18 protein-coding genes are annotated in these 18,470 nt (G+C 67.5%); 10 read left to right on the forward strand and 8 right to left on the reverse strand.

Annotated features, from left to right (window positions below; translation table 11 throughout):
* Positions 1–9: 9 nt before the first annotated feature.
* Genes BSE24067_RS01975 through BSE24067_RS01985 form a run of 3 tightly spaced genes read left to right on the forward strand, consistent with a single transcriptional unit; the run spans position 10 to position 2,799 of the window.
* Positions 10–945, forward strand: a complete 936-nt coding sequence (locus BSE24067_RS01975) for an SDR family NAD(P)-dependent oxidoreductase (protein WP_174904681.1) — start codon at positions 10–12, stop codon at positions 943–945.
* Positions 942–1,847, forward strand: coding sequence for a metal-dependent hydrolase (locus tag BSE24067_RS01980; RefSeq protein ID WP_151063647.1), 906 nt, complete (start codon positions 942–944; stop codon positions 1,845–1,847). Before BSE24067_RS01975 ends, BSE24067_RS01980 begins: the two co-directional genes overlap by 4 nt.
* 4 nt (positions 1,848–1,851) lie before the next feature.
* Complete coding sequence (locus tag BSE24067_RS01985) at positions 1,852–2,799, forward strand: alpha/beta fold hydrolase (RefSeq protein ID WP_151063646.1); 948 nt, start codon at positions 1,852–1,854, stop codon at positions 2,797–2,799.
* Here the strand turns inward: BSE24067_RS01985 and BSE24067_RS01990 are convergent.
* On the reverse strand, positions 2,760–3,314 hold the full coding sequence (locus tag BSE24067_RS01990; protein WP_151063645.1) for a putative glycolipid-binding domain-containing protein: 555 nt from the start codon (positions 3,312–3,314) through the stop codon (positions 2,760–2,762). The genes BSE24067_RS01985 and BSE24067_RS01990 overlap by 40 nt on opposite strands.
* Positions 3,315–3,606: 292 nt before the next feature.
* Between BSE24067_RS01990 and BSE24067_RS01995 the strand changes: the two genes are divergently transcribed.
* From BSE24067_RS01995 to BSE24067_RS02005, 3 genes are read left to right on the forward strand one after another with little or no spacing between them, the layout of a single operon-like run.
* The gene (locus tag BSE24067_RS01995; RefSeq protein ID WP_151063644.1) at positions 3,607–4,500 is read left to right on the forward strand and encodes an urea transporter; all 894 of its coding nucleotides are present in this window, start codon (positions 3,607–3,609) and stop codon (positions 4,498–4,500) included.
* Positions 4,475–5,251 carry a class II aldolase/adducin family protein gene (locus BSE24067_RS02000; RefSeq protein WP_151063643.1) on the forward strand — a complete coding sequence of 259 codons (777 nt, stop codon included), beginning with the start codon at positions 4,475–4,477 and terminating at the stop codon, positions 5,249–5,251. Before BSE24067_RS01995 ends, BSE24067_RS02000 begins: the two co-directional genes overlap by 26 nt.
* Positions 5,252–5,306: 55 nt before the next feature.
* Positions 5,307–5,495 carry a 4-oxalocrotonate tautomerase gene (locus tag BSE24067_RS02005; protein ID WP_151063642.1) on the forward strand — a complete coding sequence of 63 codons (189 nt, stop codon included), beginning with the start codon at positions 5,307–5,309 and terminating at the stop codon, positions 5,493–5,495.
* A gap of 208 nt (positions 5,496–5,703) precedes the next feature.
* On the opposite strand, the gene BSE24067_RS02010 is transcribed toward BSE24067_RS02005, so the two are convergent.
* Positions 5,704–5,928: a hypothetical protein gene (locus BSE24067_RS02010; protein ID WP_151063641.1), complete on the reverse strand. Its 225-nt coding sequence runs from the start codon at positions 5,926–5,928 to the stop codon at positions 5,704–5,706.
* A 381-nt stretch (positions 5,929–6,309) separates the two neighbouring features.
* Here BSE24067_RS02010 and BSE24067_RS02015 point away from each other — a divergent pair, with 381 nt between their 5' ends.
* Positions 6,310–6,531 carry a hypothetical protein gene (locus tag BSE24067_RS02015; protein WP_151063640.1) on the forward strand — a complete coding sequence of 74 codons (222 nt, stop codon included), beginning with the start codon at positions 6,310–6,312 and terminating at the stop codon, positions 6,529–6,531.
* Positions 6,532–6,702: 171 nt separating this feature from the next.
* Positions 6,703–11,553: an NAD-glutamate dehydrogenase gene (locus tag BSE24067_RS02020; protein ID WP_151063639.1), complete on the forward strand. Its 4,851-nt coding sequence runs from the start codon at positions 6,703–6,705 to the stop codon at positions 11,551–11,553.
* A 52-nt stretch (positions 11,554–11,605) separates the two neighbouring features.
* Here BSE24067_RS02020 and BSE24067_RS02025 read toward each other — a convergent pair whose 3' ends face one another.
* The 6 genes from BSE24067_RS02025 to BSE24067_RS02050 all read right to left on the reverse strand — a co-directional run bounded on the left by BSE24067_RS02025 (position 11,606) and on the right by BSE24067_RS02050 (position 16,544).
* Positions 11,606–12,472 (reverse strand): class I SAM-dependent methyltransferase, encoded by an 867-nt coding sequence (locus BSE24067_RS02025; RefSeq protein ID WP_151063638.1) that lies wholly within the window; start codon positions 12,470–12,472, stop codon positions 11,606–11,608.
* A 10-nt stretch (positions 12,473–12,482) separates the two neighbouring features.
* The gene (locus BSE24067_RS02030; protein ID WP_151063637.1) at positions 12,483–12,833 is read right to left on the reverse strand and encodes a VOC family protein; all 351 of its coding nucleotides are present in this window, start codon (positions 12,831–12,833) and stop codon (positions 12,483–12,485) included.
* A 1-nt stretch (position 12,834) separates the two neighbouring features.
* Complete coding sequence (locus tag BSE24067_RS02035; RefSeq protein ID WP_151063636.1) at positions 12,835–13,011, reverse strand: ribbon-helix-helix protein, CopG family; 177 nt, start codon at positions 13,009–13,011, stop codon at positions 12,835–12,837.
* Between the two features lie 113 nt (positions 13,012–13,124).
* Positions 13,125–13,958 carry an arylamine N-acetyltransferase family protein gene (locus tag BSE24067_RS02040; RefSeq protein WP_151063635.1) on the reverse strand — a complete coding sequence of 278 codons (834 nt, stop codon included), beginning with the start codon at positions 13,956–13,958 and terminating at the stop codon, positions 13,125–13,127.
* Positions 13,959–14,123: 165 nt separating this feature from the next.
* The gene (locus tag BSE24067_RS02045; protein WP_151063650.1) at positions 14,124–14,816 is read right to left on the reverse strand and encodes a hypothetical protein; all 693 of its coding nucleotides are present in this window, start codon (positions 14,814–14,816) and stop codon (positions 14,124–14,126) included.
* A 243-nt stretch (positions 14,817–15,059) separates the two neighbouring features.
* Entirely contained in the window at positions 15,060–16,544 is a 1,485-nt protein-coding gene (locus BSE24067_RS02050; protein WP_151063634.1) for an amidase, read from the reverse strand.
* A 382-nt stretch (positions 16,545–16,926) separates the two neighbouring features.
* On the opposite strand from BSE24067_RS02050, the gene BSE24067_RS02055 reads away from it, so the two are divergent.
* The gene (locus tag BSE24067_RS02055) at positions 16,927–17,361 is read left to right on the forward strand and encodes a universal stress protein (protein WP_151063633.1); all 435 of its coding nucleotides are present in this window, start codon (positions 16,927–16,929) and stop codon (positions 17,359–17,361) included.
* A 627-nt stretch (positions 17,362–17,988) separates the two neighbouring features.
* Positions 17,989–18,237 carry an adhesin gene (locus tag BSE24067_RS02060; RefSeq protein WP_151063632.1) on the forward strand — a complete coding sequence of 83 codons (249 nt, stop codon included), beginning with the start codon at positions 17,989–17,991 and terminating at the stop codon, positions 18,235–18,237.
* Positions 18,238–18,470: the final 233 nt, after the last annotated feature.

The raw sequence follows: 18,470 nt of genomic DNA on the forward strand, positions 1-18,470 counted from the left end.
GCCATCGACATGAGAGATTTCGCCAACAAGGTCGCCGCGATCACGGGCGCAGGCTCGGGCATGGGCCGCTCGCTCGCGGTGCAGCTCGCGCAGGCCGGCTGCCACGTGTCGCTCGCCGACAAGAACGGCGTCGGCCTCGCCGAAACCGAACGCATCGTGCGCGCGCTCGCGCCGAAGGTGCGCGTCACGACGCGCGTGCTCGACGTCGGCAACCGGGACGCGATGTTCGCGTGGGCCGACGACACGGCGACGGAGCACGGCAAGGTCAACCTGATCTTCAACAACGCGGGCGTCGCGCTGTCGAGCACGATCGAAGGAATGGACTACGACGATCTCGAGTGGATCGTGAACATCAACTTCTGGGGCGTCGTGCACGGGACGAAGGCGTTCCTGCCGCACCTGAAGGCATCGGGCGACGGCCACGTGATCAACACGTCGAGCATCTTCGGGATCTTCGCGCAGCCGGGCATGAGCGGCTACAACGCGACCAAGTTCGCGGTGCGCGGCTTCACCGAATCGCTGCGCCAGGAACTCGACATGATGAAGTGCGGCGTATCGGCCACCTGCGTGCATCCGGGCGGCATCCGCACGAACATCGCGCAGTCGAGCCGTGTCGCGAAGAACGTGATCGGCTTCATCTGCGAGAGCGAACAGCAAGGCAAGGACAGCTTCGAGAAGTTCTTCATCACGACCGCCGACGACGCCGCGCGCACGATCCTCGCCGGCGTGCGCAAGAACAGGCGCCGCGTGCTGATCGGCCGCGACGCGAAGGCCCTCGACTGGATGGCGCGCGTGCTGCCGGCCGCGTACCAGGCGCTCGTCGTGCTCGCGACGCGCCGCGAGGCCGCGAAGGCCCGCCGCGCGGCCGCCCGCCACGGCGCGCCGGCCGCGGCGCCGCTGCACGCAACGTACAACAACGCAGGCAATCAGGGAGAACAATCATGACGACACCGCACATGATGCCCGTGCGGCGCGACATCCGTTTCGCGCTGCCGCCCGAACGCGCGAAGGACTGGCACGTGCAGGGCGTGCCGGTCACGCACTTCATGAACGCGCTTTCGCTGCTGTTTCCGGCCGGCGAGCGCTTCTTCATGGATTCGGTGCGCAACTATCGCGACCGCATCGAGGATCCGGAACTGAAGAAGCAGGTGCTCGGCTTCATCGGCCAGGAAGCGATGCACACGCGCGAGCACATCGAGTACAACGACCTGCTGCAATCGGCCGGCCTGCCCGCGCACAAGCTGGACAAGCGGCTGTGGACGATCCTGGGCTTCTTCAAGAAGACGCTGCCGCATTCGATGCAGCTCGCGATCACGATCGCGCTCGAGCACTACACGGCAATCCTCGCGAACCAGCTGCTGTCGGGCCACGAGCACCGGATCGACGGGTCGGTCGAAGGCTATCAGCAGATGTGGATGTGGCATGCGATGGAGGAAACCGAGCACAAGGCGGTGTCGTACGACGTATGGAACGTCGTGATGAAGCCCGGCCTCGGCAGCTACCTGTTGCGCACCGGCACGATGCTGCTGACGACTGCGATGTTCTGGACGATCGTGTTCGACTTCCACGTGCGGCTGATGCTGGCGCACCGTCGCAAGCACGGCCGGTTCGGCGGCATGTGGCGCCTCGTGAAGTATCTGTACAGCCCGAGGACCGGCGTGTTTCCGAGCATCGCGCGCGAATGGCTCGACTATTTCCGGCCGGGCTTCCATCCGTGGGACCACGACAACCATCAGTACCTGCAGGGGCTCGACACGCTGCTCGCGAACATCGACGCGACCAACGCGCGTTACGCGGCGCAGGCCGCTCCGCGCCGCGTGCCGCTGCATCCGGTTGCGCAAGCGTGACGCGATGGCGGGCGCACACGAGATGCTGACCGTCCGCTCCGGCGACGTGAAACTCGCCGTTTATGTCAGCGGCCCGCGGCGCGCGCCGCCGCTGATTCTCGTGCATGGCTATCCCGATTCGGCCGCCGTGTGGGCGCCGGTGCGCGCGCGGCTCGCGAAGCGCTACCGCGTGATCGCGTATGACGTGCGCGGCGCCGGCGCGTCCGATGCGCCGCGCCGCCGCGCCGACTACACGCTCGAACGGCTCGCTGGCGACCTGAAGGCCGTCGCCGACGCCACCTGCGGCCACCGTCCGTTTCATCTGGTCGGCCACGACTGGGGATCGATCCAGTGCTGGGAAGCCGTGACCGATCCCGCATTCCGCGGCCGCATCGCGTCGTATACGTCGATCTCGGGACCGTGCCTCGATCACGTGTTCCGCGCGAAGATGCGGCTCAGGCAGAGCCTGAAGTCGTGGTACATCGCGTTCTTCCATTTGCCGGTCGTGCCGTCGCTGGTCTGGCGGCTCGGCGCCGCCGCGCTGTGGCCGCGCTGGCTGCAACTGACCGAACGCGTGCGGCCCGAGCGCGACCCCGCACAGCTGAAGAACGCGCTGAACGGGCTGCAGCTTTACCGCGCGAATTTCATCGCGCGGGCGAGCAAGCCGCGCGAACGGTATGCGCAGGCGCCGGTGCAGATCCTGGTGCCGGTGCGCGATCGCTACGTGACGCCCGAGATGTCGGTCGGACTCGACCGCTGGCTCGGCGAGCACGTGCGCGAGGAAATCGATGGCGCGCACTGGGTCGTGATGCGGAATCCGGAGCTGATCGCGGCGCGGATCGACCGGTTCGCGGCCGCGCATGAAAGGCTCGCGGGCGCAGCCGCGCCGGCGGCTCCTGCGACGCTGGCGCTCGCGGGAACGCGAGCGGCCGTTCAGCGCAGCGGCGGCAGGCGCTTGAACAGCGTTTCGTAGTCGATCACGAGGCCATCCGCGTCGATGTCCATCTCCGCCGTGAAATTCCGGAAGATGCCTTCGTAGCGATAGCGGCGGCCGGGCTCGATGCACGCATACGCCTGCTTGACCGGCGTGACGGTGAGGTCGGGCGTCGAGATGTACGCGACGTCGATCGGCCGGCGCTCGCCGCGCGCGAGGCCGAGGCGGCCGATCGGCAGCGAATTCGTGAACGGCGTCGCCGCGATGTCGATGTCGACGCAGCCGTCCAGTTCGCGCAGTGCGCGGCCTGAGCCGTCGCGCCAGTGCCCGGCTCGGTCGCCGTGCAGTTCGAGCGTGCCGCCGCCCATCACCTTGAGCACCGCGTACTTCACCCGCCACTGCGGGTCGCACTCGACCCGGTATGCGAGTCCGTACGCGCGGCCGTACCGCTGACCCACCACGGCGCTTTCGACGACGATGCCGGATTCGCTCCGGTCGAACGTCAGATGTTCGATTCCGTCGCCCTCGAGCGACGTCCAGCGCAGTTCGTGCATCGTCCCGTCTCCTTTACCGTACGTCGGGGCATCGTCACACAAATCCTGACGATCCGGAATGCCACCGTCGGCCAGGCGGCGGGCACGCGAAAAACAATAGCGACGATGCGAATGGGGCAACGAATCGCCAAAACCTCGCGAAAACGCCAAGAAAACATCCCGAATACGCGCATTCGGCCTCTCCGCGCCTCAAGTTGGGGCATCCGCCACAAATTCCGACTATCCAGAATTCCCTATCCCGGTGCATCGCGGAGTGTCCTATGCTCGCGGCTCAACCTGTTCCGCCACCGCCATGCCTGACGCCCGCCCCACCTCGCCGTCGATCGATCTGCGCATCCTGCTGCGCAGCATCGGACAGATCGTGCTGCAGGCGAACGCGTTCACCGGCGCGATGCTGGTGGCGGCTCTCGCGCTGACGGACATGCGGCTCGCGTGCGCGGCGCTCGTCGGCGCGGCCGCCGCCAACCTGACCGCGGTGCTGACCGGCGCGCAGCGCCGCGACGTCGAGCAAGGGCTGCACGGTTTCAACGGCGCGCTCGCCGCGCTGGTGGCCGTGCTGTTTGCCCCCACCCCGCCGGCCGCGCTCTTGCTGGTGCCGCTCGCCGCGACCGCCGCCGCCCTCGTGCAGCGCGCGATGCGCGCCCCGCTCGCAAAATGGCGCCAGTGCCCGTATTCGAGCCCGTGCGTCGCAGCCACCGCATCGTGGCTGCCGTTTGTCGCGATGCAGCACGCAAATGGCACCGCGCCGGGCGCAACGTTCTCGGCCGAAACGTTCGCCGCGGCGCTACTATCGGGCGTCGCCCAAACCGCCTTCGCGCAAGGCGCGTGGGCCGGCGTGCTGATCGTCGCCGGCATCGCGATCTCATCCCGCCGCGCGGCCGCATTCGCGCTCGGCGGCGCGATCGTGTCGACCATATTGCTGATCGCGCTCGGCGCGAGCGGCACCGCATTCGCCAACGGCCTGCTCGGCTTCAACGGCGCACTCGCCGCGCTCGCGCTGATGTCGCGCGGCGCGCGTGCCGCGCTTGCGGCCGCCGCACTGGCCGCGCTGATCCAGTGGCTCGCGATGGAGGCGGGCATCGTCGCCTTCACCGCGCCATTCGCACTCGCGTCGTGGATCACGGTGGCCGTCGCGCGCCGCCTCACCCTCGGAGAACCCGATGTCGTCATTCGCACACCGTCCTGACACCGCGAAGCCCGGCGGCCCGATCTCGGACGCCGAGCGCCGCCTGCGCGTCGATCTCGCCGCCGCCTATCGCCTCGTCGCGCTGAATGGCTGGGACGACCTGATCTACACGCATCTGTCCGCGACGGTGCCCGGCGAGCCCGGCCATTTCCTGATCAATCCGTTCGGCCTCACGTTCGACGAGGTTCGTGCATCGAATCTCGTGAAGATCGATCTCGCCGGCAACCGGATCGGCGACAGCGTACACGCCGTCAACGTGACCGGCTTCGCGCTGCATGCGGCCGTACATGCCGCGCGGCCGGACGCCGTCTGCGTGATGCATCTGCACAATACGGCCGGCATCGCCGTATCGATCCAGCGCGATGGGCTGCTGCCCGCGTCGCAGCACGCGTTGCGGTTTCACGGCGATCTCGCGTATCACGACTACGAGGCGCTCGCGTTCTCGCCGGCCGAAGGCGCGCGCCTGACCGCAAGCCTCGGCGCGAGATCGGCGATGCTGCTGCGCAACCACGGCACGCTGACGGTCGGCCGGACGGTCGCCGAAGCGTATGTGCTGATGGATACGCTGATCAAGGCGTGCGACATCCAGGTGCGCGCGCAAGCAGGCGGCGGGCCGCTCGTGCTGCCCGATCCGGCCGTTGCAGACCGTACCGCCGAACAATTGCGCGACGGCGGCGCGATCGAGGGCGAACTGGAATGGCCGGCGCTGCTGCGCCGCCTCGACCGGATCGATCCGACGTATCGCGACTGACGCCGCTCGCACATCCGTACGAATTTCCGTCACTCAACCATCGGAGCATCCAGTCATGCCGACTTTCAATATCCAGTTGTTCGAAGGCCGCACGGTCGAACAGAAGCGCGCGTTCGTCGAAGCCATCACGCGTGTCACGTGCGAGACGCTCGGCTGCGAACCGGGCTCGGTCGACATTATTCTCGCCGACGTGAAGAAGGAGAACTGGGCGACGGCCGGCAAGCTGTGGAGCGACGAACGCTGACGAACGCCCCGGGTTCTGCGTGCGTTCAGCCGGCGGACGCACGCTGCCGGATATCAGCTTTTTCTCTCAAAAATCGGCAGCGGCAAATCGAATTCGCTAATGAGAACAACTATCCCGATATATTGCTGCTGCCAATCAACCTGGCGTCGCGCTGACGAACGCCCCGGGTTCTGCGTGCGTTCAGCCGGCGGACGCACGCTGCCGGATATCAGCTTTTTCTCTCAAAAATCGGCAGCGGCAAATCGAATTCGCTAATGAGAACAACTATCCCGATATATTGCTGCTGCCAATCAACCTGGCGTCGATGAGCTTCTCCACTCACAGGAACATTCGGATTTTTCTGAACATAAACTGTATGGCCAACCCAATTCCCTACATCAGATTTTGAAATATCCAGCCAGCTGATCGCCACTAGTGGTGCGAACGCCAGCAACGACTCCCGGCAATCGAGTCCATGCCGATCTTCAACTCGTCATTGCAGGTGGACGCCATGAAAACCATGACGCTCGAATCTTATTTCGCTGCGCTGTTGCTCTCATTGATTTCCCTCTCGAACGCCAGTTTCGGGAGCTCATCGTCAACGACCAGTGGGCCTATCCGGCCGTAAAAAACGTACCCCGAAATGTTGCGAAACCCTACCGACCTAGCCATCAGGTACGAAACGCAATCCGTCCGGGAAAATGGTCCGCAGTAGACGAACTTCATTTTTATCGACTCCGAAGCCAGATCAAGCGCACTTAACACGAGGCCAGAGCCCCGACGCTCCTCCGCGTGTGCCCAATGGCGAGCAATGTGCCGGGCGAAATGCTCTGCAATGACTTTGCCCACCGGAATCGCGAGTATGCTGAACGACATGATCCTGAAAATGGGAGCCGAATTGGATCGCTCGCTGCCGACAGTCAAAGCATCGTGTCCCGATTCTGAATTCCTCGCGTATCGCGAATTCGTGTCGCAACTGCTGACCACGATGCTGCTCGACTTCATGAATCCGCTCTACGCGCGGCATCCCGACCTGAGGCCGCCCGACCTCGCTTGACCCGCGCACAACGCCGGGAAAACCCGTTGCGCACGCCCGTTGCACGCTTCCGCTTCGCACCGCGCCGTTGTGCGCCCGCACATCGCGCGGTTACGCAATCGGCGCATCATTCGGCGCATAATGCCGGACACACGCCGCAGCAGCCAATGGCCACCCGCCCAGGAGACCGCCATGGAAGCGAAGAACGAGGAAGTCGTCGCACACCTGCTCTCCGATGTCGTCGAATTCGCACGTGCCCGCCTGCCCGAAGCCACGTTCCGGATCGTCGAACCGTTCCTGCATCATTACTACGATTTCGTCAACGCCGACGATCTGCAGAACCGCAGCATCGCCGATCTGTACGGCGCCGCGATGGCGCACTGGCAGACCGCGCAGAAGTTCGTGCCCGGCAGCGAGCGGCTGCGCGTGTACAACCCGATCCTCGAACAGCACGGCTGGCACTCGGACCACACGGTGATCGAGATCGTCAACGACGACATGCCGTTCCTCGTCGACTCGGTGACGATGGCGGTGAACCGCCTCGGGCTCGCGCTGCACTCGGCGCTGCACCCGGTGTTCCGCATCTGGCGCGGCGGCAACGGCGGGATCGAACGCGTCGACGCCGGCGGCGCGACGCCCGGCGACGGCCAGTCGCAGCTCGCGTCGTTCATCCATTTCGAAGTCGACCGCTGCGGCGACGCCGCGCTGCTCGACACGCTGCGCGACGACATCGCCCGCGTGCTGCGCGACGTGCGCGCATCGGTCGAGGACTGGCCGAAGATCGTCGACATCGCACGCGCGACGATCAAGGACATGAAAGCCCGCGAATCGACCGCGGAAGACCTCGAGGCGCGCGCGTTCCTCGAATGGATGGTCGCCGATCACTTCACGTTCCTCGGCCAGCGCGACTACTCGCTGGTATCGGACGGCGCCGGCTTCGCGCTGCGCGGCGTCGAAGGCTCCGGCTGCGGGCTGCTGCGCGAAGCGCTGCGCCCGCCCGGCGCGCCGGACGTGACGCCGCTACCGCCAGCCGCGGCCGAGATCATCACCGGCCCCTGGCCGATCTTCCTCACCAAGGCGAACTCGCGCGCGACCGTGCATAGGCCGGGCTATCTCGACTACGTCGGCGTGAAGCTCGTCGGCGCGGACGGCAAGGTGATCGGCGAGCGCCGCTTCATCGGGCTCTACACGTCCACCGCGTATATGGTGTCGAGCGCCGAGATCCCGATCGTGCGGCGCAAGTGCGCGAACATTGTGCGGCGGGCGGGCTTCCTGCCGAAGGGGCATCTCGGCAAGTCGCTCGTGACGGTGCTCGAAACCTATCCGCGCGACGAACTGTTCCAGGCCGACGAAGACCAGCTCTACGACATCGCGCTCGGCATCCTGCGCCTGCAGGAACACCAGCGCACGCGCCTGTTCGTGCGGCGCGACCGCTTCGACCGCTTCGTGTCGTGCCTCGTGTTCGTGCCCCGCGACAAGTACAACACCGACCTGCGCCGCCGCATCGCGAAGCTGCTCGTCGATGCGTACAACGGCGTGAACGTCGAATTCACGCCGCTGCTGTCGGAATCGGCGATCGCGCGGATTCATTTCGTCGTCCATGCGGAACCGGGCACGATGCCCGACGTCGACACGCGCGAACTGGAAACGCGGCTCGTGCAGGTCACGCGCCGCTGGCAGGACGATCTCGCCGACGCGCTGCTCGACGCGTTCGGCGAAGAGCAAGGCAACCGCCTGCTGCAGCGCTATGCGGACTCCTTCCCGGCCGGCTACCGAGACGACTATCCGGCGCGCACGGCCGTGCGCGACATCGAGCTGATCGAGCGCGTGAAGGCGTCGGGCCAGCTCGCGATGAACCTGTACCGCCCGATCGAGGCCGGGCCGCGCGCGTTCCGCTTCAAGGTGTATCGCGCGGGCGAGCCGATCGCGCTGTCGCGCAGCTTGCCGATGCTCGAACATCTCGGCGTGCGCGTCGACGAGGAGCGGCCGTACCGGATCCAGACCCAGGATGCGCTGCCCGCGTGGGTGCACGACTTCGGCCTCGAGCTCGCCGACGACGCCGAATTCGACATCGAGCGCGTGAAGGGGCTGTTCGAGGATGCGTTCGACCGGATCTGGAGCGGGCGCATCGAGAACGACGATTTCAACCGCCTCGTGCTGCGCGCACAGCTGAGCGCACGCGAAGTGACGATCCTGCGCGCGTATGCGAAATACCTTCGGCAGGTCGGCTCGACGTTCAGCGACGCGTACATCGAGCGCGCGCTGACCGGCAACCCGGCAATCGCGCGGCAGCTCGTCGAACTGTTCCTGCTGCGCTTCGACCCCGCCGCGGGCGGCTCGGGCGGCACGCGCGACGTGCAGGCCGAACGCCTGCTGAAGGCGATCGAGACGGCGCTCGACCAGGTGCCGAATCTCGACGAGGACCGGATCCTGCGCCAGTTCCTCGGCGTGATCAACGCGACCGTGCGCACCAACTACTTCCTGCACGATGCGAGCGGCGAATCGAAGCCGTACCTGTCGTTCAAGTTCAATCCGGCGAAGGTGCCCGGCCTGCCCGAACCGAAACCGATGTTCGAGATCTGGGTGTACTCGCCGCGCGTCGAGGGCGTGCATTTGCGCGGCGGACGCGTCGCGCGCGGCGGGCTGCGCTGGTCCGACCGCCGCGAGGATTTCCGCACCGAGGTGCTCGGGCTGATGAAGGCGCAGATGGTGAAGAACGTCGTGATCGTGCCCGTCGGCTCGAAAGGCGGCTTCGTCGTGAAGAACCCACCGCCGCCGAGCGATCGCGAAGCGTGGATGCGCGAAGGCGTCGCGTGCTACCAGACGTTCCTGCGCGGGCTGCTCGACCTGACCGACAATCTCGCCGGCAACGCGATCGTGCCGCCGCCGGACGTGGTACGGCACGACGCCGACGATCCGTATCTCGTCGTCGCGGCCGACAAGGGCACGGCCACCTTCTCCGACTACGCGAACGCGATCTCGCACGAATACGGCTTCTGGCTCGACGACGCGTTCGCGTCCGGCGGCTCGGTCGGCTACGACCACAAGAAGATGGCGATCACCGCGCGCGGCGCATGGGAATCGGTGAAGCGGCACTTCCGCGAGATGGGCGTCGATACGCAGACGACCGACTTCACCGTGGTCGGCATCGGCGACATGTCGGGCGACGTGTTCGGCAACGGGATGCTGCTGTCGCCGCATATCCGGCTCGTCGCCGCGTTCGATCACCGGCACGTGTTCCTCGATCCGAACCCCGACCCGGCGGCGAGCTTCGCGGAGCGCCAGCGGATGTTCGCGCTCGAACGCTCGAGCTGGGCCGACTACGATACGTCGGTGATCTCGGCAGGCGGCGGCGTCTACCCGCGCACCGCGAAAACGATCCCGCTGTCGCCGGCCGTGCAGGCCGCACTCGGCATCGACGCGCATGCGCTGCCGCCGACCGAGCTGATCCGCGCGATCCTGCAGGCGCCGGTCGACCTGCTGTACAACGGCGGGATCGGCACCTACGTGAAAGCGACGCACGAAACCCACCAGCAAGTCGGCGACCGCGCGAACGACGCGGTACGCGTGAACGGCGCGGACCTGCGTTGCAAGGTCGTCGGCGAAGGCGGCAACCTCGGCTGCACGCAATTCGGCCGCATCGAGTTCGCGCAGCGCGGCGGGCGCATCAACACCGATGCGATCGACAACTCGGCGGGCGTCGATTGTTCGGATCACGAAGTCAACATCAAGATCCTGCTCGGGCTCGTCGTCGGCGACGGCGAGATGACCGAGAAGCAGCGCAATGCACTGCTCGCGGAAATGACCGACGAAGTCGGGCTGCTCGTGCTGCGCGACAACTACTACCAGACGCAGGCGCTGTCGATCGCGGGCCGCTACAGCGTCGAGCTGCTCGACGCGGAGGCGCGCCTGATGCGCTGGCTCGAACGCGCGGGCCGGCTGAACCGCGTGATCGAGTTCCTGCCGACCGATGACGAGATCGCCGAACGGCAAGCCGCGAAACAGGGCCTCACGTCGCCGGAACGCGCGGTGCTGCTCGCGTACAGCAAGATGTGGCTGTACGACGCGCTGCTCGAATCCGACGTCCCCGAGGATCCGCTCGTCGCCGCGATGCTGGTCGACTATTTCCCGAAGCCGCTGCAACAGCGCTTCAGCGAACCGATGCAGCGCCACCCGCTGCGCCGCGAGATTCTCGCGACGCATCTGACCAATGCGCTCGTGAACCGGGTCGGCTGCGCTTTCGTGCACCGGCTGATGGAGGAAACCGACGCGAAACCGGGCGACATCGTGCGCGCATGCATCATGGCGCGCGACGTGTTCGATCTCGATGCGGTGTGGCGCGACATCGACGCGCTCGACAACCGTGTCGCCGACGACGTGCAGGCGCGCATGTTCGTCGACGTCGCGCGGCTGCTGGAGCGCGCGGCGCTGTGGTTCCTGCGTCATCTGCAGTCGGGCGCGGTAGCCGACGGCGGCGTCGCCGGCCTGATCGCGCGCTGCCGCGACGCGGTCGAGCGCATCGCGCCGCAATTGCCGTCGCTGCTGCCGGCGAGCGATCTCGACGCATTGTCCGAGCGGCAGCGCGTGCTGACCGACGCCGGCGTCGACGGCGCGCTCGCGGCGCGCGTCGCGAGCGGCGACATCTCGGCCGCGCTGCTCGACATCGCGGAAGTGGCGGCGACCTGCGACCGCAGTCTCGAACTGGTCGCGGGCGTCTACTTCTCGCTCGGCACGCTGCTGAACTACGGCTGGATCGGCGAACGCGCGGCGTCACTGCCGACGCCGACGCACTGGGACATGCTGGCGCGCGCGGCCGCGCTCGCGGAAGTCGCGCGGCTCAAGCGCACGCTCGCGACCAGCGCGCTTGCGGAATCGGCCGGTTCGACGTCGCCCGATGCGATCGTCGGTGCGTGGCGCGAGCGCCGCGACGCGGCGTTGCAACGTTACGAGCACCTGCTCGCGGATCTGCGCGCGTCGGGTGGCGCGAGCCTCGCGGTGCTGCTCGTCGTCGTACGCGAAATGGCCGTGCTCGAACGCGCGTGATCGACGTCAACGGTCGCGGCGGGCGCAACGGGCGTGCAGGCAGCCTGCGGCGTCACACCGTCGCGACCAGCAGCTCTTCCGCATTGTTCGGCGGCCGCAGGCCGTCGGTCCGGCCGGCGAAGTAGCGGCGCGTGAGATCCGCGGCCGACACGTGCTCGGCCCGCGCGAAGCCCGCTTCCGTCGCGAGCGCGCGGATCTCGGCCGGCATGAAGAAGCTGATGAACGGCGTGCCGCTCGCGCGCGCGCCCTTCGCGGCCATGTCGAGCCCTGGGCGCACGTCCGGATCCGCCTGGTCGAGCGGCAGCAGGAACGTCATCGCGAACGTCGAGCCCGGCGCGAGCGACGCGACTTCGCGCAAGGTGGCCGCGTTCGCTTCGCGCGTCAGGTACATGCTGACGCCGGTCGACACGACGACTGCCGGCTTGCCCGCATCGAAGCCCGCGCGCACGAGCGCATCGCGCCACGACTGCTTCGCTTCGAAATCGACCGGCACGAACCGCAGCCAGTCCGGCACGCCGAAGCCGAGTTCGGTCAGCCGGCGGCGTTTCCACGCCTGCGGCGCCGGCTGGTCGACCTCGAAGACGGTCACGCGCGACGCCATCTCCGGCCGGCGCTGCACGAAGCTGTCGAGACCCGCGCCGAGGATCACGTACTGGCTCACGCCGCGCGCGGCCTGCTCGACGACGAGATCCTCGATGAAGCGCCCCCGCGCGACGATCGACGCGCGAAACGGCCGCGTGAACTGCGGATCCATGTCGCCGCGCTGCTGCCAGCCGGGTGCCGGCGCGAGCAGGCGCAGGCCGACCTCGTCGGCGAGCACGTGCGGCGGCGCATCGCGTTCGACGTGCAGCGCGCGCCACAGCGCGACGCGCGCGGCGGTGCTGTCCGGCGCGTCCTGATCCTGATGCTGGCCGGTCATCGCCGTGCCCTCACGCGGCTGGCCTGCCCGGCGCCTGCAGGCGCCACACGCGGCCGTCGGGATCGCGCACGGTCATGTCGCGCGTGCCCCAGTGCGTATCCTCGAACGGCGTGACGACGTCGACGATCGGCTGCGGCCGCACCGCATGCTCGTCGGGCACCTTCAGCACGACCTGCATGTCGGGCGTCTCGCTCGCCGGCACTTCGGCGATGAACAGGAACGGACCGTCGCCGTTGCGCAACTGGCCCGAGTTGTGACCGGTTTCGAATTCCAGCGTGAAACCCAGCGCCTGGAAGAACTTCGCCGACTTGCCCCAGTTGTGCGTCGTCAGGTACACGGCTTCGATTCGCTCGGATGACATGTCAATCCTCCTTGGTGGACGGGCCGGCCGCGGGTGGCGGAGCGGCCAGATACGCGCGCAATGCGTCGGCCACGAGCGCGGACAGCGACTGCTCCGTCTCGATCGCGCGATGCTTGACCTGCCGGATCAGGCTCAGCGGCAGGTACACGTTGAACTGTTTCACTTCTTCATCGGTCATGGAGGCTAGTATGCTAGCAAAATAGTAAAAGTCAACTGAGGAACCGGAAGCGGCCATGCGGCGTGCGGTGCCGGTTCATGCGCCGCACCGCCATACCACCGCTTACCGCGCAGTCACATCGTGTTCGCCCGCGCGGCCACCCGTGCGAACAGCGCGTCGAGATCGAAGCCGGTCGTGTCGATGCCGATCGTGTCGCGCAGGCACGCGCCCCACGCGGCCGCGTCGTCGAACGCGACGGTGCGCCCGGCGCCCGCCGCATCGCGCAGCGTCAGCACGGTGTTGAACAGCGCCGCGCGGCCTTCCGGCAGCACGCGGCATGCGATCAGGTCGTTCACGAAGATCGATTCCGGATACGTCGACGTGAACCAGTTCGCCGCTTCGTAATCGATCCATTCGGCCGGTTTCAGCGAAAACCGGTAAGTCGTCTGCCAGCCGTCGGGGATCTCGAACTGCATGTCGAACTCGCCGTCGACCGGCGCGTCGACGACGCGAAACGCGCCATGCGGCGTCAGTTGCCGCTCGCCCGGCACGAAGCGCAGCGGCGCGGTGAGCGTCGCGCTGCCGAAGCCGATGTCCGCGAGCCACGCCGCGCCGTCGAGGTCGATGCGCAGCAGCATGTGCGTCTGCGCGGTGACGACCTCGGGCGGGCGCATCCAGCGCACGCGTGCGATCAGCGGCGTCACGCGAAAGCCGATCGTGGTCAGTGCGGTGTAGAAGAGCTTGTTCAGTTCGAAGCAGTAGCCGCCGCGGCGGTGCGCGATCACCTTGTCGACGATCGCGGGCAGGTCGAGCGCGACGCGCGCGCCGGTCAGCGGAGTGAGGTTTTCGAACGGGATCGCCTGCGGGTGCAGCAGATGCAGCCGGCGCAGCACGTCGAGCGTCGGCTCGGCCGGGCCGTCGTAGCCGATGCGGGCGAAGTAGCGCGGGAGGTCGAGCGAATCAGTCATGAACCGGCACCGGGGATGGAAACACGCCACGATAGCATCGAGCGAAATCCCCATGTTGCCTGGGGTCTGTACGTGCGGATAACGGGCGTGCGCTGGACGCCTGCTGACCCTCCCGGAACGCCGCGCGCGCCGCCGGCACCGCAAACGCGCGCGGGTTGGCCAGCGTTACGGCAGCAGCTTCAGCGCGGACGACGCGACCGACGGCACCGCAATACCCTGGCTCGTCGCGAACTGCACGGCCTGGCTGAGCGTCGACGCCAGCGACTGCAGCTGGCCCGGCGCGCTTTGCGCGATATACGACGCGGCCTGCATGCTCTGCGGATTCAGCCCGGCCTGCAGCAGCGACGCGGCGCTCGTCGAACCGAGGCTGCCGAGGCCCGATTGCAGCTGCGAGTACTGCGTGAGGCCCTGTCCGAGCGACGCGAGCCCGTTGCTGAACGCCTGCTTGTCGATCGGGCCGTGCGTCGCGGCGCCGCTCGCGAACGCCTGGCCGAGCGCCTGCGACACCGACTGCTGCGCGCCGCCCATCTGCGACAGCGCGGCCGGCGTCAGCGCGTTGCCGCCGCCGAGCAGGCTTGCGGCCTGCTGCGCCTGACCGGCCGCGCCGGTGAGCCCCATCGCCGACGCGAGCGACGACTGGCCGGCCAGCACCTGCTGGTTCGCGCCGACGTACGCCTGCAGCAGTTGCGCGACGCCGCCCTGCGACGGCGCGGCCTGTTGCTGGCCGCCGCCGAGCAGCGCCGATCCGATCGACTGCAGGTCGAGCTGTGCATACGCGGCGCCGTTCACGCCGAGCAGGATGCCGAATGCGATGCCCGCGGATGCGAAGTGCTTGCCCGTGGCGCGAATGTGCTTCATCTGTGTTCCCTCGTGCCTGAAATGTCGAGGCCGATATTGTCGAAGCGCGTCGCGCGCCGCCGCAACGACTGAAACACATCGAAACGAAATCGCGTGCGGCGGCCGCTTGCAATTCCGCCTGCGCGTCATGCGGCCGCGCGCATTCCTCCGTGTTTGCCGGGCGATATCAGGCACGCGCCGACATTCGTTCGCGTTGCGCGTGAATATCGTTCCTTCCGGTTTCGGGAACGCCGTCGTAGCGCGTCAGGCCGCCATCCAGTCCGGCAGCCGCCGCCCGACCCAGTCGGCCGCCTGCTCGTAGCCGCGCGCGAGTTGCAGCACCGCGAGATCCGCGCGCGGCCGTCCGATCAGCTGCATCCCCATCGGCAGCCCCGCATCGTTGAAGCCGACCGGCACGCTGATTACCGGGCAGCCGGCCAGCGTCCACGGGACGACCGTTTCCATCCAGCGGTGGTACGTGTCCATCGCGCGGCCCGCGATCGTCTTCGGCCAGCGCTGCTCGACGTCGAACGGGAACACCTGCGCGGTCGGGGCCGCGATGAAGTCGTAGCGATCGAAGAAGCTCAGCACCGCCTGATGCCACGCGGTGCGCTCGATGCTCGCGTCGAACGCGTCGGCCGCCTGCATCGCGAGCAGCCCTTCGACCTCGTAGATCGCCTCCGGCTTCAGCAGCGCGCGCCGCGCCGGGTCGCGATAATGCGCGAGCAGCCCGCCGCCCGACAGCAGATGCCGGTGCGCGAGCCACAGCCGCCAGATCCGCTCGGGCGCGAACGCCGGCAGCGCCGCATCGACGTCGCAGCCGATCTCGCGCAGCGTCGCGAGGCCGTTTTCGCACTGCGCGAGCACGCCCGGCTCGATCGCCAGATAGCCGTTCCAGTCGCCCACCCACGCGATGCGCTCGCCGCGCAGATCCTTGTCGAGCGAGTTCGCGAACACGGCCGGATCTTCGGCGAGCGACAGCGGATCGTTCGGGTCGTAGCCGGCCTGGATCGCGAGCAGCTGCGCGACGTCGCCGACCGTGCGGCCCATCGGCCCTTCGGTGCCGAGCTGCTGCATGTACACGTCGACGCCCGGCCAGCGCGGCACGCGCCCCTGCGACGGGCGGAAGCCGAAGATGTTGCAGAACGCCGCCGGATTGCGCAGCGAGCCGCCGAAGTCGCTGCCGTCGGCCACAGGCAGCATCCGCGATGCGAGCGCCGCGGCCGTGCCGCCGCTGCTGCCGCCCGCGCTCTTCGTCAGATCGTACGGATTGCGCGTCGCGCCATGCAGTTCGTTGAACGTGTGCGAGCCCAGGCCGAACTCGGGCGTATTCGTCTTGCCGATGAAGATCGCGCCCGCCGCCCGCATCCGCGCCGCGCCGACCGAATCGGCCTGCGGCACGTTATCGCGGAAGATCGGCGAGCCGTACGTAGTCCGCAACCCTTTCGTCATCGCCAGATCCTTCGGCGCCTGCGGCACCCCGTGCAGCCAGCCGTGATACTCGCCGCGGGCGAGCGCGGCGTCCTTTTCAGCGGCTTCGGCGAGCAGCGTGTCGCGATCGCGCAGCGAGATGATCGCGTTCACCGCGCCGTTCACGCGCTCGATGTGATCGAGATACGCGCGCATCGTCTCGACGCACGACACCGCCTTGCCGCGGATCGCCGACGCGAGTTCGCCGGCCGACAGGCGCACGATCGGGTCGACGGTGATGGAAGCGGGAGCGAGAAGCTGCGGGGCGCCGTGCGGCATGCGGAGTCTCCTGGAATCGGTATGGAATGGCGGGCCGCGTGATGGCGGCGAGCCGTCCGCGGCGGCCGGCGGGGCCGCTGGGCGGGGCCGCGCCGCGGCCGATGCTCTACTCTACGCGACGCCGGACCGCCGACCTCCGATATTTTCCGCCGCGATTCATTGAGGAACCGACTAAATCGGCGTCGCGCGGCACCGGCTTGCGCGCCCGCGTCGGCCGTCGGCGAAAACGTTTATGCGCATAAACTTAAATTTCTTATATTTCCAACAAGCGCGGCAAGACGATTGTCGTTGACGACATTTTTACGCGCTCGCCCGATCTCTTTAGCTCGCGCGGTCCCGCGGAGCGCTACGCTGAAACCATCTCGACTCCGGGGTGTTATCGATGCTCAAGCTGCTGGTGCCGGTCGGCCATTCGCCGCGCTCACTTCAGGCGGTCCGTCATGTGACGTTCCTGTACAGCGAGCGCTGCGTGTCGGAGGTCGTGCTGGTCAACGTACAGGTGCCGCTCGAGGCGACGCGGCTCGAGGCATTTCATCCGCTGTCGCGGTTGCGCGCGATCGAGGACAAGTTCGCGTGCGCCGATCTGGCGATGGCCGAACGAATTCTGCGGGAAGCCGGTGTGCGGTACAGCGTCGTGAAGAAGGTCGGGCCGGTGGCCGACACGATCGCGGCCGTCGCGGCGGAGACGGGCTGCGACGAAATCGTCGTCGTCGGGCCGAGACACGGCGCGTTGCATGGGGTGCTGTCGATGTTCCGGCGCAGCGTGATGAGCCGGCTCCTGCGTATTTCCAACGTGCCGGTGACGGCGGTGCAATAAGCGCCGCGCCTGTCTTGCCATTGGCAAGGTCGCCTGCGGCGCGCGTTACGCTCGATCGCTGCGCGACCGGCGATGCGCGCGTGCCCGATCCCGTCGGCATGGGAGCGCTGCGGTGTCGACGCGTGTCCTTCCCGGAGACACGCGATGGTTGCGCGAGATGCAGCGCTTACTTGATGACCTTGCGCCAGAACACGAGGTAAGTCGCCAGCGACGACGCGCCCAGCAAAATCACCCACAACGGCGCCATGCTGATCAGCACGGAAGAGACGTCAAGCATCTGGATTCCTCATTAATTCGATAGCGATGTTCAACACGTATCTGCTGCATTCGGAACCGCTGCGCGCATCGCCTGCCGCACAACCGTTCCGTCGAAACGTGCATTCATGCTATCGCCTTGACCGGCCGAGCGACCGTCCCGCCCTGCGCGCATCCTGACATTCGTCAAACTCGCATCGATCCAATTGCGCCGCGATCGGCGACCGCCCCCCACGCCTGCGCCCCTTCGCACCGACAAAACAGGACGCGATCAGCCCGCGCCGTCGCCATTCAGCAGACGTTTACCGGGGGAAGCCCCAAGTGATTCGACGAACGACTCCGCGTTACGCTCGAGCGACGAGGAGACGAATCATGAGACGAGCCGTACACATCGCTTTTTTCGCGTTGCTGGCCTACCTGATCGGCGATCGCGCGCTGCTGCATGCGCAAGGCCGAGACGCGAGCGCAAGCGCGTGTTCGCAGGCCGCCGAACAGGTGAAATACGACGCGCTCAGCCGAGGTTTCGGCAGCGCGGCCGCCGACAGCCAAGGCGAAGCGTTCATGTCAGGCTGTCTCGTGACCGGACGCGGCACCCCGGACGTCGCGATGGCGGCACGTTGATCGTCGGACGGCCCGCGCATGTTGCCCGGACGCCGCACCGCTCTGCCGACAGCGGGCGCAATCGGCGCATCCCGCTTCTGCGCGCTGCGCCGTCGGCGCTGGCGTTGCGGGTAACGCGCATGCGCGCTCGATCCGGCACGCGGCGAAAGCGATGACCAGCCGCTGCGGCGTATTCGGTACGTCGTCGCGGTAGCAGCCGGCCTCGATCGTCCGGCAGCCTCCATCGCCGCTCC

Origin of the sequence: Burkholderia latens (genome assembly GCF_902499045.1) — a bacterium.
GTDB classification, from domain to species: Bacteria; Pseudomonadota; Gammaproteobacteria; order Burkholderiales; family Burkholderiaceae; genus Burkholderia; species Burkholderia latens.

Excerpts from the sequence above, each read along its gene's own strand:
- BSE24067_RS01975 (WP_174904681.1), top strand. The coding sequence starts at position 10 with ATGAGAGATTTCGCCAACAAGGTCGCCGCGATCACGGGCGCAGGCTCG.
- BSE24067_RS01980 (WP_151063647.1), top strand. The coding sequence starts at position 942 with ATGACGACACCGCACATGATGCCCGTGCGGCGCGACATCCGTTTCGCG.
- BSE24067_RS01985 (WP_151063646.1), top strand. The coding sequence starts at position 1,852 with ATGGCGGGCGCACACGAGATGCTGACCGTCCGCTCCGGCGACGTGAAA.
- BSE24067_RS01990 (WP_151063645.1), bottom strand. The coding sequence starts at position 3,314 with ATGCACGAACTGCGCTGGACGTCGCTCGAGGGCGACGGAATCGAACAT.
- BSE24067_RS01995 (WP_151063644.1), top strand. The coding sequence starts at position 3,607 with ATGCCTGACGCCCGCCCCACCTCGCCGTCGATCGATCTGCGCATCCTG.
- BSE24067_RS02000 (WP_151063643.1), top strand. The coding sequence starts at position 4,475 with ATGTCGTCATTCGCACACCGTCCTGACACCGCGAAGCCCGGCGGCCCG.
- BSE24067_RS02005 (WP_151063642.1), top strand. The coding sequence starts at position 5,307 with ATGCCGACTTTCAATATCCAGTTGTTCGAAGGCCGCACGGTCGAACAG.
- BSE24067_RS02015 (WP_151063640.1), top strand. The coding sequence starts at position 6,310 with ATGACTTTGCCCACCGGAATCGCGAGTATGCTGAACGACATGATCCTG.
- BSE24067_RS02020 (WP_151063639.1), top strand. The coding sequence starts at position 6,703 with ATGGAAGCGAAGAACGAGGAAGTCGTCGCACACCTGCTCTCCGATGTC.
- BSE24067_RS02025 (WP_151063638.1), bottom strand. The coding sequence starts at position 12,472 with ATGACCGGCCAGCATCAGGATCAGGACGCGCCGGACAGCACCGCCGCG.
- BSE24067_RS02030 (WP_151063637.1), bottom strand. The coding sequence starts at position 12,833 with ATGTCATCCGAGCGAATCGAAGCCGTGTACCTGACGACGCACAACTGG.
- BSE24067_RS02035 (WP_151063636.1), bottom strand. The coding sequence starts at position 13,011 with ATGACCGATGAAGAAGTGAAACAGTTCAACGTGTACCTGCCGCTGAGC.
- BSE24067_RS02040 (WP_151063635.1), bottom strand. The coding sequence starts at position 13,958 with ATGACTGATTCGCTCGACCTCCCGCGCTACTTCGCCCGCATCGGCTAC.
- BSE24067_RS02045 (WP_151063650.1), bottom strand. The coding sequence starts at position 14,816 with ATGAAGCACATTCGCGCCACGGGCAAGCACTTCGCATCCGCGGGCATC.
- BSE24067_RS02050 (WP_151063634.1), bottom strand. The coding sequence starts at position 16,544 with ATGCCGCACGGCGCCCCGCAGCTTCTCGCTCCCGCTTCCATCACCGTC.
- BSE24067_RS02055 (WP_151063633.1), top strand. The coding sequence starts at position 16,927 with ATGCTCAAGCTGCTGGTGCCGGTCGGCCATTCGCCGCGCTCACTTCAG.
- BSE24067_RS02060 (WP_151063632.1), top strand. The coding sequence starts at position 17,989 with ATGAGACGAGCCGTACACATCGCTTTTTTCGCGTTGCTGGCCTACCTG.